Annotated in this window: 15 protein-coding genes and 2 tRNA genes; 5 read left to right on the forward strand and 12 right to left on the reverse strand. The window is 65.2% G+C overall.

What is annotated here, in order from left to right:
* Positions 1-10 precede the first annotated feature (10 nt).
* From A3K89_RS07365 to A3K89_RS07375, 3 genes are all read right to left on the reverse strand, one after another.
* Entirely contained in the window at positions 11-1,987 is a 1,977-nt protein-coding gene (locus A3K89_RS07365; protein ID WP_068423761.1) for a S9 family peptidase, read from the reverse strand.
* 90 nt (positions 1,988-2,077) lie between these two features.
* Positions 2,078-2,863, reverse strand: a complete 786-nt coding sequence (locus A3K89_RS07370) for a SigB/SigF/SigG family RNA polymerase sigma factor (RefSeq protein ID WP_068423763.1) — start codon at positions 2,861-2,863, stop codon at positions 2,078-2,080.
* Positions 2,863-3,285 (reverse strand): anti-sigma factor, encoded by a 423-nt coding sequence (locus A3K89_RS07375; protein ID WP_068423765.1) that lies wholly within the window; start codon positions 3,283-3,285, stop codon positions 2,863-2,865. Before A3K89_RS07375 ends, A3K89_RS07370 begins: the two co-directional genes overlap by 1 nt.
* A gap of 354 nt (positions 3,286-3,639) precedes the next feature.
* Between A3K89_RS07375 and malQ the strand changes: the two genes are divergently transcribed.
* Both malQ and fdhD read left to right on the forward strand, forming a co-directional pair.
* Complete coding sequence (gene malQ, locus A3K89_RS07380; RefSeq protein WP_068423850.1) at positions 3,640-5,775, forward strand: 4-alpha-glucanotransferase; 2,136 nt, start codon at positions 3,640-3,642, stop codon at positions 5,773-5,775.
* A gap of 58 nt (positions 5,776-5,833) precedes the next feature.
* Positions 5,834-6,658, forward strand: a complete 825-nt coding sequence (fdhD, locus tag A3K89_RS07385) for a formate dehydrogenase accessory sulfurtransferase FdhD (protein WP_068423767.1) — start codon at positions 5,834-5,836, stop codon at positions 6,656-6,658.
* 54 nt (positions 6,659-6,712) lie between these two features.
* Here the strand turns inward: fdhD and clpX are convergent, their stop codons facing one another.
* The 5 genes from clpX to A3K89_RS07410 form a co-directional block, all read right to left on the reverse strand.
* Positions 6,713-7,990: an ATP-dependent Clp protease ATP-binding subunit ClpX gene (gene clpX / locus A3K89_RS07390; RefSeq protein ID WP_068423769.1), complete on the reverse strand. Its 1,278-nt coding sequence runs from the start codon at positions 7,988-7,990 to the stop codon at positions 6,713-6,715.
* A gap of 366 nt (positions 7,991-8,356) precedes the next feature.
* Positions 8,357-8,998, reverse strand: a complete 642-nt coding sequence (locus A3K89_RS07395; RefSeq protein ID WP_068423770.1) for an ATP-dependent Clp protease proteolytic subunit — start codon at positions 8,996-8,998, stop codon at positions 8,357-8,359.
* A gap of 46 nt (positions 8,999-9,044) precedes the next feature.
* On the reverse strand, positions 9,045-9,695 hold the full coding sequence (locus A3K89_RS07400; protein WP_084423645.1) for an ATP-dependent Clp protease proteolytic subunit: 651 nt from the start codon (positions 9,693-9,695) through the stop codon (positions 9,045-9,047).
* 81 nt (positions 9,696-9,776) lie between these two features.
* Positions 9,777-11,153 (reverse strand): trigger factor, encoded by a 1,377-nt coding sequence (gene tig / locus A3K89_RS07405; RefSeq protein ID WP_068423772.1) that lies wholly within the window; start codon positions 11,151-11,153, stop codon positions 9,777-9,779.
* A gap of 110 nt (positions 11,154-11,263) precedes the next feature.
* Positions 11,264-11,337 (reverse strand) — tRNA-Pro (locus A3K89_RS07410).
* 229 nt (positions 11,338-11,566) lie between these two features.
* Between A3K89_RS07410 and A3K89_RS07415 the strand changes: the two genes are divergently transcribed.
* A tRNA-Gly gene (locus tag A3K89_RS07415) sits at positions 11,567-11,637 on the forward strand.
* A gap of 118 nt (positions 11,638-11,755) precedes the next feature.
* On the opposite strand, the gene A3K89_RS07420 is transcribed toward A3K89_RS07415, so the two are convergent.
* A complete protein-coding gene (locus A3K89_RS07420; protein ID WP_068423774.1) occupies positions 11,756-12,508 on the reverse strand; it encodes a maleylpyruvate isomerase N-terminal domain-containing protein in 753 nt (250 codons plus the stop codon).
* Positions 12,509-12,691: 183 nt separating this feature from the next.
* Here A3K89_RS07420 and A3K89_RS07425 point away from each other — a divergent pair, with 183 nt between their 5' ends.
* Positions 12,692-13,420 carry a hypothetical protein gene (locus tag A3K89_RS07425; protein ID WP_068423853.1) on the forward strand — a complete coding sequence of 243 codons (729 nt, stop codon included), beginning with the start codon at positions 12,692-12,694 and terminating at the stop codon, positions 13,418-13,420.
* A gap of 35 nt (positions 13,421-13,455) precedes the next feature.
* Here A3K89_RS07425 and A3K89_RS07430 read toward each other — a convergent pair whose 3' ends face one another.
* The gene (locus A3K89_RS07430; RefSeq protein WP_068423776.1) at positions 13,456-14,253 is read right to left on the reverse strand and encodes an Fpg/Nei family DNA glycosylase; all 798 of its coding nucleotides are present in this window, start codon (positions 14,251-14,253) and stop codon (positions 13,456-13,458) included.
* 2 nt (positions 14,254-14,255) lie between these two features.
* A complete protein-coding gene (locus tag A3K89_RS07435; RefSeq protein WP_068423778.1) occupies positions 14,256-14,759 on the reverse strand; it encodes a ribose-5-phosphate isomerase in 504 nt (167 codons plus the stop codon).
* A gap of 16 nt (positions 14,760-14,775) precedes the next feature.
* On the opposite strand from A3K89_RS07435, the gene A3K89_RS07440 reads away from it, so the two are divergent.
* Positions 14,776-15,453 carry a DUF429 domain-containing protein gene (locus A3K89_RS07440; protein WP_254303463.1) on the forward strand — a complete coding sequence of 226 codons (678 nt, stop codon included), beginning with the start codon at positions 14,776-14,778 and terminating at the stop codon, positions 15,451-15,453.
* A 63-nt stretch (positions 15,454-15,516) separates the two neighbouring features.
* On the opposite strand, the gene A3K89_RS07445 is transcribed toward A3K89_RS07440, so the two are convergent.
* The gene (locus A3K89_RS07445) at positions 15,517-16,134 is read right to left on the reverse strand and encodes a mycothiol-dependent nitroreductase Rv2466c family protein (RefSeq protein ID WP_371828793.1); all 618 of its coding nucleotides are present in this window, start codon (positions 16,132-16,134) and stop codon (positions 15,517-15,519) included.
* Position 16,135 lies beyond the last annotated feature (1 nt).

The raw sequence follows: 16,135 nt of genomic DNA on the forward strand, positions 1-16,135 counted from the left end.
CGCTCGCCCTTCATCCCAACGATTCGGGCAACGCCACCGTCTCTCCCAGCACATGCTCGGCGAGGAACGAGAAGACCACCTGGTACCAGATCGTGGCGTGCTGGGGTGCGAGCACCCAGTGATTCTCCGACGGGAAGTACAGCAACCGGTGGTCCGTCCTGCCCTCGTCGTCGGCAGGCAGTCCCGATTCGCTGAGCAGCTCGTACCAGAGCCGCAACCCCTCGCCGATCGGTACGCGATAGTCCTTGTCACCGTGGATGACCAACATCGGAGTCGAGATGTCCGCGACGTACAGATGCGGCGAGTTCTCCACCGCCATCTCCGGCGACATCTCGCGCTGCCAGTAGTACGCGACGTCGGTGGTCGGTCCGAACTGATCGAGCGCCCACAAGCTCGCATGCGTGACGATGCCGTCGAAACGATCGGTGTGGCCCGCGATCCAGTTGGCCATGTAACCGCCGAACGAGCCGCCCATCGCGGCTGTGCGAGTCTCGTCGATGTCCGAGCGCGCGACAGCGGCGTCGGTGACGGCCATCAGGTCGGTGAACGGTTCGCGGCCCCAGCGTCCCCACCCTCGCTGGACGAAGTCCTGACCGTAGCCCGTCGAGAGCGCCGGGTCGGGTAGCAGCACGGCGTATCCCTTGGCGACCAGCAGCCACGGGTTCCAGCGCCACGACCAGGTGTTCCACGATCCGAGCGGTCCACCGTGGATCCAGAGCAGCAGCGGCGCCTTCGCACGGTCGGACGCGTCGGGCGGCAGCGCCAGCCACGCACGCACCCGTGTGCCGTCCTCCGTACGCGTCTCGATCTCGGTCAGCGTGCCGGGCACGTCGGGCAGCGACACCGCCTGCAAAGGCCGTAGCTCCCCGGTCGACAGAGTTATCCGGACGGGATGCGGCGGCTGCGTGTACGACGCCTCGAGCGCGAACACCGACCCGCCGGTGGTCGTCTGCACGTGCGTGTATGCGGAGTCGGTGTCGGTCAGCCTGGTCACCGATCCGTCCCGGACCACGAAGATCGGGGCTCGGCCGTCGTCGTCGGCGACGACGAGTACACCGCTACCGTCGCGCAGCCACACCGGATCTCGCGGCCACCGATCCCACCCGGGCGCGAGATCCGAGATCACTCCGCCGTCGAAGTCGTACTGCTGCAGCGTCGTTCGCGGTGCTTCCTCGGGAGTCGTCACCGTCTCGCGCACGAACACGACACTCGACCCGTCCGGGGAGATCGCGGGCGAGCCGACATCGGCGTCCGCGTCGTCGACGAGGACGGTGCGCTCCCCCGACGCCACGTCGATCCGGACGAGGACGGTGCGTGCCACCGCGAGCGCGCCGGGCACCGTCCACGTCGTCACCACGAAGGTGCCGTCGGGACTGACGTCGTACGACGCCTCCTGCAGAGCGTGACCGGCGTTCGCGGTGATGCGGCGCATCTCGCCCTCCACCGGGCCGGCGAACAGATGCGGGGTGGCCGGGCCGAGATCGTGGTCCCAGTACCGCACGGGATAGCCCGAATGCAGGATCGCGTCGACTTTGCCGTCCTTGCGCAGAGTGCGTAGACGCTCGTCCTCGTCGTCGGTGGTCGCCGACGGAAGCACGTTCGACGACGCCACGATCCGTCCGGCCGCCAGACGCAACCCGGAGAAGCCTGCGCCGCGCTCGGCGACGACCTGTGCCTCACCACCGCGTGCGGGCAGGGACCAGATCGCCGAGGACTTCTCGTCCTTGGACGCGTGACGCAGGAAGAAGAGATCGCCCGACTCGCCGAATACCGGGCCGCTCTCGCCTGCCTCGCCGAACGTCAACCGGCGCGCCTCGGACTGCCCGGACGGGTCGACGTCCCACAGCGCACCGACGTAACACGCTGCCGCAGAGTCGAGTTGGGACACTGCGACGACGACGCGCGATCCGTCCTCCGTCACCGCCAAGTCGGTCACGCGCGGCGCAGCCACGTACTGGGCGAGATCGTCGAAGATGCCGTCTGACACTGGTACGCGCTCCTGAAGGGTCGAACTGGATTACGGCCGAACCGATCCTACGACGAGCCTGTGACAGCCGGCGCCTTCAGGAGCCGCCGCTCAGCTGGGACCGAGCTCCTCACGCAACTGAGTCAACGTCCGAGCCAGGATGCGGGACACGTGCATCTGCGAGATACCCATGCGCTCGGCGATCTGCGTCTGCGTCATGGACCCGAAGAACCGGAGGATCACGATCTGACGCTCACGCTCGGGAAGCTTCTCGAGTGCCGGTCGGACGGTGAGGTAACTTTCCATCTTCTCCAGCTCGGGATCATCCTCGCCGAGCGTGTCCATCAGCGGAAGCCGATCGTCGCTGACGACCGAATCCACCGAGACCGTCTGGTACGCACTGCGCGCCAACAGAGCCTGCGAGGCCTCCTTGACGTCGATGCCCAGCTCGGCCGCGATTTCACTCGCCGTCGGGGCACGTCCCAGTTTCTGGGAGAGCGTTCCCACCGCGCCGGAAATCATCGAGTTCAGCTCTTTCATGCGGCGCGGAACACGCACCGACCATCCCGCGTCGCGAAAATAGCGACGAGCCTCGCCCATGATCGTCGGGACGGCGAACGACACGAAGTCCGAACCGCGTTCGATGTCGAATCGATCGACGGCGTTGACCAAGCCGAGCCGTGCGACCTGCAGAAGATCCTCGTGCGCCTCCCCGCGTCCGCCGAATCGACGGGCGATGTGTTCGGCCAGAGGTAGACACCGGGTAATGATGCGATCCCGCAGCACCTGTCGCTGCGGTGAATCCTTGTCGAGCGCCTGCATCTCCTGGATGAGGGGCACGACTTCTTTGTAGTCGTCCGACTGACGCCGACCGGACTTCTCGTACGGCGCAGGCACTAGATGGTGCTCCTCCGCTTGATCACGTCGACGGCGACGACGTGTCCTCCGTCGACATCGTCGACGGTCAGCGCGATGGAATCCGTCAGAGTCTGCAGGACGTGCCAGCCGAAGCTGTCCTGCTTCGGTAGCTTGCCGGTCTGCACGGTCGACGTCGTGGCGATACGGATGCCGCTGTCACCGACGACGAACGAACACGACAGCTCTGCCCCGGGCACCGCACCGGCGATCAGTTCCGAGCAGACCTCGTCGACGACCAGCTTGATGTCGGCGATGTCGTCGAGCGTGAAGTCCGACAGAACCGCAAGGGTTTCGGCAACGGCACGAACGACGGGAAGCTGCGCGGCGTCGGCGATCACCCGCAATTCGACCGGTGCGCCGGAATCTCGTTCCAGCTCTTCGATCTTGCCGACGCCAGTCATCCGCGCTCCCTATCAGTTGTTTCGCATGTACTCAGACCGAGGTCGAACTCCATTTCGACCGGACCAAGGATACCCAGGCATTCGCAGTTCAATCCCGCGCGGCTCTGCGGTCCGCTCGCGCGACGACGGCAGAAGCGGGCGAACAGGCGCAAAACGTCCCCGTCCCAACCGGGGGGAGGCGTGGACGGGGACATCCGCGACCGTGACCCGGGGCAGGTACGCGGACGCTGGTGCCCCAGAGTAGTCCTGCCCCCAGGGGCGGACGAACCCGATTCGATAACGAAACTCTTGTCGACCGGACGGCACGCGGCCGTACGAGGTGACGGCGGGCTCCCGTACTGGCACGATCGAGAGGTGGACTACACGGAGCGATTGCGGGAACTGGCGGGGCGATGCGGCATCGGAGCGTCCTACCGAGGATGGGACGACGTCGAACATTCGGTATCCGACGCGACACTCCGCGCGATCCTCGAGGCCAGGGGCATCGCGGCGACCGACGAGGACGACGTCGCGCGCTCGCTGGACGATCTCGACACCGCACCGTGGCGTCGCATGTTGCCACCCGTTCTCGTCACGATCGCGGGAACGGCGGCACGCGTCGAAGTTCATGTGCCGCACGGGGATCCGCTGTCGGTGCATCTCGTCACCGAGACAGGGGTCCGTGTCGAGCTCGAACAACTCGGAGTATGGGTCGACCCACGCGAGGTCGACGGCACACTCGTCGGCCGGGCCACGTTCGAGATCCCCGCAGAAATCCCAGCCGGTTGGCACACGGTCACGGCTGCGAGCGACCCGGGAAACGGCGAGGTGACGACGTCGCAGTGCCCGCTCGCCGTGACACCCGAGCGCTCGACGGCCAACGACGCGATCACCGACCGCCAGCGGTACGGCCTTCTCGCGCAACTGTATTCGCTGCGATCGAACCGCTCGTGGGGAGTCGGCGACTATGCCGACCTGGCCGACACCGCATCGATCGCGGGGCGACTCCACGGGTTCGATTACCTCCTCGTCAACCCACTGCATGCGGGGCGTCCGAATCCGCCCGTCGAGGCGTCGCCGTACCTGCCGTCCACGCGACGGTTCTTCGACCCCATGTACATCAGGGTCGAGGACATCGAGGAGACCGCGTATCTGTCGCCCGAGAAGTACGCCAAGGTGCGGAGGTCGGCGTCGGAGTTCACCAAGGCGAACAAGCGAATTCGACGCATCGACCGCGACCCGTCGTTCCGAGCGAAACTCGGTGCGCTCGAACGTGTTCATCGAGTCGAGCGGTCGGCGTCACGTCAGGCGGCATTCGAGTCGTTCTGCGAGCGCGAGGGGTCCGGTCTCGAAGACTTCGCGCTCTGGTGCGCCCTCGCGGAGAAACACGGTCCGAACAGCAAGATCTGGCGTGACAGTGCAGCCCACCCGCGGACCGATCACGCGACGGCCCAGCGCACGAAACTGGCCGACCGGATCCACTTTCACATGTGGCTGCAATGGATCTGCGACGAACAGCTGAGCCGCGCACAGCGCGCCGCGCTCGACTCGGGCATGGATATCGGCGTCGTCCACGACTTGGCCGTCGGCGTGCATCGACACGGAGCCGACGCCTGGACGCTCGGTGACGCCTTGACGTCCGGGGTCACCGTGGGAGCGCCGCCGGACAACTTCAATCAGCAGGGCCAGAACTGGAATCAGCCTCCGTGGAACCCGGATCGGTTGCGCGAACTCGGATATACGCCGTATCGAGACATGCTGCGCACCGTGCTCCGGCATGCAGGAGGCGTTCGCGTCGACCACATTCTCGGTCTGTTCCGCCTGTGGTGGATTCCCGAGGGGGCGACGTCGGCTGCCGACGGCGCGTACGTCACCTACGACCACGAGGCACTCATCGGGATCCTGATCCTGGAAGCGGAACGTGCCGGTGCCGTCGTGGTGGGTGAGGATCTCGGGGTCTTCGAACCGCTGGTGCAGGAGTACCTCGGTGGCCGCGGTCTGTTCGGCACGTCGATCCTGTGGTTCGAGAACGACGAAGGAACGCCCATTCCGCCGGAGGATTACCGACGCCTGTGCTTGACGTCGGTCACCACCCACGACCTGCCGCCGACGGCCGGATACCTGCGCGGCGAACACATCGCGTTCAGATCACGGCTGGGGCTTCTCGAACGCGACCTCGACGAGGAGACCGCCCGGGACACCGCGGCTCGCGAGGCCGTCCTCGACCTCGCGCGACATCGAGGACTGCTCGCCGACGACGCGTCCGAGCAGGAGACGATCGAGGCGTTGCACCGTCTCGTCAGGCTCAGTCCGTCGGTGCTGATCGGTGTCGCACTCGTGGACGCCGTCGGCGAGAACCGCATCCAGAATCAACCGGGAACGGACGAAACCCAGTACGAGAACTGGAAGGTCCCTCTCGCCGACGACAAGAAGAAGGCCGTCTGGGTCGACGACCTCGTCGATCATCCGAGGTTGGTGTCGCTAGTCGAGGCGCTTCGCACCCGTGCGTGAATCGTCGGACCCTGGGCCAACTATCCGCGCACGGGTCGCGTAGCGGCATACTCGAACGATGGGACGCATCACGACGCGACGGCCAGTAGTACGCATCCGCGGGATACACGAGACCAGCCGTCCCGACACGCTTGTCGTCGAAGAACCCCTCGAGATCCGCGTCGACGGCAACCCGTTGGCCGTCACGATGCGCACGCCGGGCCACGATGTCGAACTCGCTCACGGGTTTCTGCTCACCGAGGGCATCATCGGCAGCCGCGACGACATCGCGATAGCCCGGTACTGCGACGGCGTCGACGACGAGGGGCAGAACACCTACAACGTTCTCGACATCACGCTCGCCGACGGGGTCGCACCACCCCAGCCGGGCGTCGAACGCAACTTCTACACGACGTCGTCGTGCGGCGTGTGTGGCAAGGCATCGCTGGATGCCGTTCGGCTGAAATCGGTTCACTCCCCCGCGTCCGACGACGTGCGGGTCAAGGCGTCGGTGCTGACAACCATGCCGACGACGCTGCGTGACGCCCAGAAGGTGTTCGAATCGACGGGCGGATTGCACGCTGCAGCGCTGTTCGACCGCGACGGCCGGATGCTGGTGGTCCGCGAGGACGTCGGCAGGCACAACGCCGTCGACAAGGTGGTCGGCTGGGCGGTCGGCGAAGGCCGAGTGCCGCTTCGAGGAACGGTTCTGATGGTCAGCGGACGAGCATCCTTCGAACTCGCACAGAAGGCCGTCATGGCCGGGATACCCGTGCTCGCTGCGGTGTCGGCGCCCTCGTCGCTCGCCGTCGACCTGGCCGAGGAATCCGGACTCACCGTCGTGGGGTTCCTCCGCGGCGAGAACATGAACATCTACTCGCGCGCCGACCGCATCGAACGCTGAACATACGACGAGACCCGGCCGTCCGTGGACGACCGGGTCTCGGGGTGTAGGTGACTACGCCGACTTGTCGCGACGCTCGCGCTCCGGCTTGCGCGGAACGATCGTCGGGAGGACGTTGTCGTTGACGGTCTCCGACGTGACGACGACCTTCGCGACATCGTCACGGCTCGGGATGTCGAACATCACCGGGTTGAGCACCTCTTCGAGGATCGCCCGCAGGCCACGAGCGCCGGTGCCGCGGAGGATCGCCTGGTCGGCGATCGCTTCCAACGCATCCTTGGTGAACTCCAGCTCGACGTTGTCCATCTCGAACAACCGGCTGTACTGCTTCACGAGCGCGTTCTTCGGCTCCGACAGGATCGTGACCAACGAGTTCTTGTCGAGATTGGTGACCGACGCGACCACCGGCAGACGGCCGATGAACTCCGGAATCAGACCGAACTTGATCAGATCCTCGGGCATGACCTCGGCGAAGTGATCCTGCGTGTCGATCTCGGCCTTGGATCGGACCTCGGCACCGAAGCCGAGGCCGCGCTTTCCGACGCGGTCCGACACGATCTTCTCGAGGCCGGCGAACGCTCCGGCCACGATGAAGAGGACGTTGGTCGTGTCGATCTGGATGAACTCCTGGTGCGGGTGCTTGCGTCCACCCTGAGGCGGAACGCTGGCCTGCGTACCTTCGAGGATCTTCAGCAGCGCCTGCTGCACGCCCTCGCCGGAGACATCACGCGTGATCGACGGGTTCTCGCTCTTGCGGGCGATCTTGTCGACCTCGTCGATGTAGATGATGCCGGTCTCGGCGCGCTTGACGTCGTAATCGGCAGCCTGGATCAGCTTCAACAGGATGTTCTCGACGTCCTCACCGACGTAACCCGCCTCGGTGAGCGCGGTGGCGTCGGCGATCGCGAACGGCACGTTGAGCATCTTGGCGAGCGTCTGCGCCAGATACGTCTTGCCGCAGCCCGTCGGGCCGAGCATCAGAATGTTGGACTTGGCCAGTTCGACGCTCTCGCCGCGCGTGTCACGAGCCTTGTCGCCGGCCTGGATGCGCTTGTAGTGGTTGTAGACGGCCACGGCCAGCGTGCGCTTGGCGGTGTCCTGGCCGATCACGTAGTTCTCGAGAAAATCCCGAATCTCGGAGGGCTTCGGCAGGTCGTCGAGCTTGACCTCGCTCGATTCCGCGAGCTCCTCCTCGATGATCTCGTTGCACAGGTCGATGCACTCGTCGCAGATGTACACACCCGGCCCCGCAATGAGCTTCTTCACCTGCTTCTGGCTCTTACCGCAGAAAGAGCATTTCAGCAGATCGCCACCGTCACCGATGCGTGCCATTCGGAGGTTCCTACTTCCTTGTCCGCGTTCGACCGGCGAACACCCCTACCGGGTACTGCGCCGGCCGTGTGCAACTTCTCGATCCACAGCGTTCGAGCGATGACACGATGAGCCATAGCTTTCGAGCCCTGATGCGACCGTACCCGTGTTCGTCGAACATGGGCGAGTTGTTTCCGGTGATTCGCCGACGAATCCGAGAAGTACTCGATTCGAACGACCCCACCTCATTCACTGCCATACCGACCATCGAATCGCAGGCCCCCGACTGTTACGTCGACCCGGCCTGCGATGGGTGCGGTGCCGAGTGGAACGAGCTCCGGTCCACTCGGCACCCGCAACGGTCTTCGCGAAGATACCTGTTCGGTACTACTTCTGTGCCGACAACTTGCGGTAATCGAACACGGTGTCGATGATTCCGTATTCCTTCGCCTGCTCGGCGGTGAGGATCTTGTCGCGATCGGTGTCCTTGCGGATGACGTCGGGATCCTTACCGGTGTGGCGGCCGAGCGTCGTCTCCATCAAGCGACGCATGCGCTCGATCTCGGCGGCCTGGATCTCGAGGTCCGAGACCTGACCCTGGATTCCACCACTGGCGGGCTGGTGAATCAGCACGCGGGCGTTGGGCAGTGCGGCACGCTTGCCCGGCGTTCCCGCTGCCAGCAGAACTGCCGCAGCCGACGCCGCCTGACCGAGGCACACCGTCGCGACGTCTGCTCGGACGTACTGCATGGTGTCGTAGATCGCCATCAGCGACGTGAACGATCCACCCGGCGAGTTGATGTACATCGTGATGTCGCGGTCGGGGTCGAGCCCCTCGAGCACGAGCAGCTGCGCCATGATGTCGTTGGCCGACGCGTCGTCGACCTGGACCCCGAGGAAGATGATGCGCTCCTCGAACAGCTTGTTGTACGGGTTGGACTCCTTGACGCCGTAGCTGGAGTGCTCGACGAAGGACGGCAGGATGTACCGCGAGGACGGCATCTGATTCGGGTCGAACAAGTTTGTCATCGTTTCTCCATGAAGTGAGTGATCGTGAGGGACGAGCGGCTCCTGATCAGGAGCCGGTGCCGCCTGCCTGCCGCGCGCGCGAGATGACGTGGTCCACGAAGCCGTACTCCTTGGCCGCTTCTGCGGTGAACCAGCGGTCACGATCGGAGTCCGCGGTGATCTGCTCGACGGTCTGTCCGGTGTGCTGAGCGATCAGCTCGGCCATTTCCCGCTTCGTGTGAGCGAACTGCTCCGCCATGATGGCGATGTCACTGGCGCTACCACCGATGCCCGCCGACGGCTGGTGCATCATGATGCGGGCGTGCGGAAGGGCGTAGCGCTTTCCCTTCGTACCTGCCGACAACAGGAACTGGCCCATCGAGGCCGCGAGTCCCATGCCGTAGGTGGCAACGTCGCATTCGGCGAATTCCATCGTGTCGAAGATGGCCATACCCGCGGTGACCGAACCACCGGGAGAGTTGATGTAGAGCGAGATGTCGCGGGTGGGATCTTCGGCCGACAGAAGAAGGATCTGTGCGCAGAGCTTGTTGGCGATGTCATCGTCGACCTGAGTACCGAGGAAGATGATGCGCTCGCGAAGCAGACGCTCGTACACGGAGTCACTGAGATTCAGGCCGGAAGAGGCCGAAGTCATGACGGGACTCTGCTGGTGCGAAGCCGCCGGATTCTGAACAGTCACGGTACCTGCCTTTTCCATACGATCGTTGGTTCCTGATACAGACACTAACGAAAGACGGCGGCCCCGGAGTCCCGGAACCGCCGTCGTTCGCTGTCAGCGTTACTTCTCTTGTTCACCCTCGGAAGAATCGCCTGTTGCAGGCTCTTCGGCTTCCGCGGGGCTTCCGAAGAGCTCGGAGGTGTCGATGTCCGCACCGGCGGTGTCGGTCACCTTGACGCGGTCGACGACCGACGCGAGGGCCTTGCCGCGACGCACGTCCGCGAAGACTGCGCCCAGCTGGTTGGCCTGCTGCACCTGCTGGATGAACTGCTCGGGCGACATGCCGTAGCGCTGCGCCTGGAAGATGATCCGCTCGGTGAGCTCGTCCTGGCCGACCTCGGTCTTCTCGGCTTCGGCGATGGCGTCGAGCAGCAGCTGGGTGCGGACCGACTTCTCGGCCGTCTCCTTGACGTCCTTGTCGAACTCTTCACGGCTCGATCCCTGCGACTCGAGCAGCTCGGCGAGCTTGGCCTCGTCGTGGTCCAGACCGTGGATGGCCTCGTGGACCTGGTTGTCGACCTCGGCCTTGACGACGGCCTCGGGCACCGGAACCTCGACGGTCTCGAGCAGCGTCTCGAGCACCTTGTCGCGGATCTGACCGGCTTGCTCGACCTTCTTCACGCGCTCGACGCGCGTCTTCAGGTCGGCGAGGAGCTCGTCGAGCGTGTCGAACTCGCTGGCGAGCTGAGCGAACTCGTCGTCGGCCTCGGGGAGCTCGCGCTCCTTGACCGACACGACCTTGACGGTGACGACGGCTTCCTTGCCTGCGTAATCGCCTGCGACGAGGGTCGACGTGAAGTCCTTGGACTCGCCGGCTGCGACACCGACGATGGCGTCGTCGAGGCCCTCGATCAGCTGACCCGAGCCGACCTCGTGGGACAGGCCCTCGGCCGACGCCTCTTCGACGGTCTCACCGTCGACGGTGGCCGACAGGTCGATCGACACGAAGTCACCGGTCTGGACCGCACGCTCGACGCCCGTCAGGGTGCCGAAGCGCTGACGCAGCGACTGCAGCTGCTCGTCGACGGCCTCGTCGGTGATCTCCAGCGGGTCGACGGTGACGCTGATGGTCGAGTAGTCCGGAAGCGTGATCTCGGGGCGGATGTCGACCTCGGCGGTGAACGTGAGTTCTTCGCCGTCCTCGATCTTGGTGATCTCGATCTCGGGCTGGCCGATGACCTTGATCTCCTCGGCCGTCACGGCCTCCGAGTAGCGAGCCGGGAGAGCGTCGTTGACGACCTGCTCGAGCACGGCGCCACGGCCGACGCGTGCTTCGAGGAGCTTCGCCGGAGCCTTGCCCGGGCGGAATCCGGGGAGACGGATCTGCTGCGCGAGTGCCTTGTATGCGCGGTCGAAATCAGGCTTGAGCTCCTCGAAGGGCACCTCAACGTTGATACGGACTCGCGTCGGGCTGAGCTGCTCGACGGTGCTCTTCACGGGACATGCTCCTTCTGGTGGTCTTGCCTCTGCTGTCGGACCGGCTCACCGTCGACGGCGAACCGTTCACGCGGACGCCGCTGGATCCGTTCGGACCCCGCGGCCTTCTGTCGGGGTGACAGGAATTGAACCTGCGACCCTCCGCTCCCAAAGCGGATGCGCTACCAAGCTGCGCCACACCCCGTCGTACTGCTCCGCACGCTGCGGCTTCCCGCACGACAACGGAAACCTCGTGCGAACACCGTCCAACCTACAGGCACCATTGAACAGCAGACGTCGGCGGTACCCCACACAGGGCCACCGTTTCCGTCTCGACAGACTCTACATGCAGGCGGTTTGTAATCTCGAAGCCGCATTATGTAGAGTTTCGAATCGCAAGCAACGGGGATCACCGATCCACCGACTGCTCGCACGCCGATGTAGCTCAATGGTAGAGCCCCTGTCTTCCAAACAGGCTACGCGAGTTCGATTCTCGTCATCGGCTCATCGAAAGGCCCGGTCCGCACCTGCGGACCGGGCCTTTTTCGTTGCCCTCCTGCCGGCATCGAAGCACCATCCATGCCGCCCAGCGGCTGTGGCGTGCCATCGATGCCGGGCCAGGCCTAGATTCGGACGCCGTCGTACAGCGCCCGCCCCACCGCCTCGTCGCCGACGACGTCCAGAGTCTCGAACGGCCGGCGGCGCCACACCGTCAGCAACAGGTCCTGCGCCGATCCACGCAGTGCCACATCCCCTTTGCGATGCTCACGAGTGACGGCAACGGCGTCCCCGGTGAAGTCGACGAACAGCTCCATGTCCGTTCCGTCGTCGGTGTGCAGATGAATCGTGCGCCCGCGCAGGTCCGGCACACGCTCCAACGGCACACGCGTCAGGAACGCCTCGGCCCATTCCGCAACGCCGTCGGCGGCCCCGGCAGGGTCGGCTGCGTCGGGCTCCGCTCCCCCGCGTGCGTGCACGGCGTCCTGCGCGTCGAAGCGGTGGACGGTCACCTCGTGCAGCTGCCGACGAATCCAGTAATCGGCCGTCCCCTCGCCTGCCCACGTCGCCACCGGCTGCTGCAAGTCGACGCGTCGGAAGTCGTCGAGCATCGCCGCGGCAGCCTCGGCGTAGTCGTCGAGCACCGCGGGACCACGTTCTGGTTTGTCTACTGCTGCAACGACTTTCGCCATGCCGTCGGCCGCAGGCGCGGACAGTGCCGCGCGCGCCATCCGGTGGACGAAGGTCACATGCCTGACCAGTTTCTCGACCGTCCAATCCGGCATCGACGGGACCGGTGCGCTCGCGTCGTCCAAGGACAGTGACCCCATGCGGGTGCATTCGGCGGCAAGTAGATCCAACTGTTGATCAGGTGTCATACCGGCGATCCTGGCACTGTCACGTCACCGGAGCGAGGATATCCGCCGCGTAAACTCGATAGTGTCCGATTTGTCCGACGGGGTCGCGGTGATCGTCCGCCCCCGGAAGAATCCCCGGAAGGGGTCACAGTGGAAGCATTGTTACTCGTCGTCATCGTCGTCGCGGCAGTCGTCTATCTGGTCATGCGCAGCCAGAAGAACTCCGCAGCCCGGACGGCGAGCACGCTGGAAGACGCGAAGGCGGATGCGCGACAGTCGATCGAACGTCTCGGCGGCCAGATCTACAACCTCACCGGCACCGACACCGCGTCGAAGCAGGCTCTGGCCGACGCGTCGGAACGCAACATCGCCGCAGGATCTCAGATCGATCAGGCGAAGACCGTCGAACAGGCTCGTCTGGCGAAGCAGACCGCACTCGAAGGCCTGTACTACATCCGTGCGGCACGGCTCGCGATGGGCATGGACCCCGGACCCGAAATTCAAGGCATCGACGGTCAGCGCTCCGCAGGCCAGGTCACCGAGGATCGCAAGGTCGACTTCGAAGGCAGGCAGGTCGAGGCGTCACCGAACCCGTCCGACCGGACACCGAACTACTACCCCGGCGGCAAAGTCGCGGGTCGCCCGGTACCGGCGGGCTGGTACTCCGAGCCCTGGTGGAAGCCCGCGCTCGTCGCAGGCGCCTGGGGCGTCGGTTCGATGTTCCTTTTCTCCGCGATGTTCTCGGGCATGGCCGGAGTCGGATACGGCGAACAGGATTTCGCGAGCGGAGCCGGCGACGGGTCCGAAGGCGGCGGAGACTTCGGCGGTGACTACGGCGACGGCGGAGGCGACTTCGGTGACGGCGGTGGTGATTTCGGCGGCGGGGACTTCGGTGGAGGCGACTTCGGTGGAGGCGACTTCGGCGGCTTCTGACGAAGCGGAGTCTGCGCAGCGACTCGGCACTACAGCTAGTTGGCTTGACAGACCGGACACCAGAACAAGTTTCGCCCCTGCATAACCGAATGCAGAATTTCGGTTCCACAGATTCGACACGGACGCCCCGCCCTGCGATACACGTAGGTGCGGGGCCGTTTCGGTCCGTAGCCCGCTTCCCCGTGATCGTCCTCGGGACGGATCGTGATGATCTTTCCGCGTCGCACACCGATTTTCATCAAGTCGACGAGGTCGATCCAGAGCGCGTCCCATTCGGACCGGTCGACGTCCTTCCCCGGCCGCATCGGGTTGATCTCGTGACGGAACAGGATCTCGGCCCGGTAGACGTTTCCGACGCCTGCGAGGACCTTCTGATCCATCAACAAGCCGCCGATGGCGGTGCGGGACTTGGAAATTCGAGCCCACGCCTTGTCGGGATCGGCATCCTTCCTGATCGGGTCGGGCCCGAGTCGAGCTTTCAGGTTCTCGACCTGCTGCTCGGTGTAGATCTCGCAGGCCGTCGGACCACGGAGGTCGGTTCCGTACTCGTCGCCCACCATCCGCATTCGGACTGCACCGACCGGATCGGCAAGCGGCACAGCATGTTCGGTGAACTTGCCGTACAAGCCGAGGTGGATGTGCACGATCAGATCGGACTCGTAGTGGTGCAGCAGATGCTTGCCCCAGGCCTCGGCCTTCTCGAGCACGAGTCCGTCGACGAGCGCGGCACCGGAGGTGAACCGTCCCTGAGGACTGCTCACCGCGACCGGTGCCCCGCCGAACCGTCGCCCGTGCAACCGCGCCAGGCGGTGCAGGGTATGCCCTTCCGGCACAGTTACGCAGGCGTCGACGAACCGTCGAACTTCTGGCCGCCGGGCACGTCGGGAGCGTCACCCGAGCGCTCGTACTCGGACAGGATGTCGATGCGTCGTTGGTGACGCTCCTCGCCGGAGAACGGAGTACCGAGGAACGCGTCGACGATCGCGAGGGCCTCCGGCAACGTGTGCATGCGTCCGCCGATGCCGATCAGCTGGGCGTCGTTGTGCTCGCGGGCGAGTGTGGCCGTCTCGACGCTCCACGCCAGCGCGCAGCGAGCGCCGGGAACCTTGTTCGCGGCGATCTGCTCGCCGTTGCCGGAACCACCGAGCACCAAGCCGCGGCTGCCGGGATCGGCCACCACGCGGCGGGCTGCGTCGATGCAGAACGCCGGGTAGTCGTCGACGGGGTCGTATTCGAAAGCACCACAATCGACGGGCTCGTGCCCGGTCTTCGTCAGGTGTTCGATGATCTGGTTCTTGAACTCGAGTCCGGCATGGTCGGCACCCAGGTATACGCGCATGCCTAGAGTCTGACAGGTGGATGTGCGCGCGGGGAACGCGGTCGCCGGAGTGGACGGCGCCAAGGGTGAGTGGGTGGTCGCCCGGTACGACGGGCGACGCGTCGAGTGGTCCGTGGCCGCCGACGTGGACGAGGTTCTGCGCGCGACGGAAGACTGTTCGGCCGTGGGTGTGGACATGCCGTTGTCGATGCCCGAGAAGGGCGTCCGCGTAAGCGAATCCGAGGCAAGAGCATTCCTCGGGCCGGCGCGTTCGTCGATCTTTCACACGCCGGTGCGCGCCGTCCTCGACACCGATTCGTACGAGAACGCGTGCGCAATCTCTCGGTCCCTCACAGGCAAGGCGATCAGCAAGCAGACGTGGTACCTGATGGCCGGGGTGCGGGCGTGGAATGCAGCGACTTTCGACGTCGAACGCGTCGTCGAGGTGCATCCCGAGTGCGCGTTTCGGATGATGGCGCCGGACACGGTGTTCGTGTCGAAGAAGTCGGCACGCGGAGCGGGACAGAGACTGGCCGCCCTCGGAACCTGGCTCGATCTCCGAGAACTGGCCGCCGGTCTCGCGCAGTTGCCCGTCGGTCCCGTCGTCGACGACGCCGTGGACGCAGCGGCGGCCGCGTGGTCGGCGTGGCGGTTCAGCCGCGGCGAGCACCGGGTGTTCGGAACCGTCGTTGCGACGGATCGCATCGTCGCCTGATGGAACTCGTGCGTGCGAATGTATAGCGGGGTATACATTCGCACGCACGAGCGGCGAAGCCGCCTAATCGAACTCGGGATCCTCGTGGCGCGTGCGCTTGAGCTCGAAGAAGTGCGGGTACGACGCGAAGATCACCGACGCGTCCCACAATTTGCCTGCCTCTTCGCCGCGCGGAATACGCGACAGAACCGGCCCGAAGAACGCGACTCCGTTGACGTGGATCGTCGGCGTTCCGACGTCGTCGCCCACCTTGTCCATGCCGGCATGGTGACTCGTGCGGAGGGCCTCGTCGTAGTCGGTGCTGTCGGCAGCCTCGGCGAGCTCGGCAGGCAAACCGACCTCGGCGAGCGACTGTTCGACGACCTCGGTGAAGTCCTTGTTGCCTTCGTTGTGGATCCGAGTGCCCATTGCCGTGTACAGGGCCGGGAGGATCTCGTCGCCCTTCTCCTGCGCGGCTGCGATCGCGACGCGGACGGGTCCCCAGCCCTTCTTCATCAGGTCCGCGTACTGCTCGGGTAGGTCACGTCCCTCGTTCAGCACTGCGAGCGACATGACATGGAAGTTCACGTCGATGTCGCGAACCTGCTGGACCTCGAGAATCCATCGCGAGGTGATCCAGCACCAGGGGCACAGCGGGTCGAACCAAAAGTCGGCGGTGTCCTTCTGTGCACTGTCGGTCACG

Origin of the sequence: Rhodococcoides kyotonense (genome assembly GCF_001645385.1) — a bacterium.
Lineage (GTDB): Bacteria > Actinomycetota > Actinomycetes > Mycobacteriales > Mycobacteriaceae > Rhodococcoides > Rhodococcoides kyotonensis_B.

What these genes read in the sequence shown, in the direction of transcription:
- A3K89_RS07375 (WP_068423765.1), bottom strand. Translation starts at nt 3,285, where the DNA reads ATGACTGGCGTCGGCAAGATCGAAGAGCTGGAACGAGATTCCGGCGCA.
- fdhD (WP_068423767.1), top strand. Translation starts at nt 5,834, where the DNA reads ATGGGACGCATCACGACGCGACGGCCAGTAGTACGCATCCGCGGGATA.
- clpX (WP_068423769.1), bottom strand. Translation starts at nt 7,990, where the DNA reads ATGGCACGCATCGGTGACGGTGGCGATCTGCTGAAATGCTCTTTCTGC.
- A3K89_RS07395 (WP_068423770.1), bottom strand. Translation starts at nt 8,998, where the DNA reads ATGACAAACTTGTTCGACCCGAATCAGATGCCGTCCTCGCGGTACATC.
- A3K89_RS07400 (WP_084423645.1), bottom strand. Translation starts at nt 9,695, where the DNA reads ATGGAAAAGGCAGGTACCGTGACTGTTCAGAATCCGGCGGCTTCGCAC.
- A3K89_RS07420 (WP_068423774.1), bottom strand. Translation starts at nt 12,508, where the DNA reads ATGACACCTGATCAACAGTTGGATCTACTTGCCGCCGAATGCACCCGC.
- A3K89_RS07425 (WP_068423853.1), top strand. Translation starts at nt 12,692, where the DNA reads ATGCGCAGCCAGAAGAACTCCGCAGCCCGGACGGCGAGCACGCTGGAA.
- A3K89_RS07435 (WP_068423778.1), bottom strand. Translation starts at nt 14,759, where the DNA reads ATGCGCGTATACCTGGGTGCCGACCATGCCGGACTCGAGTTCAAGAAC.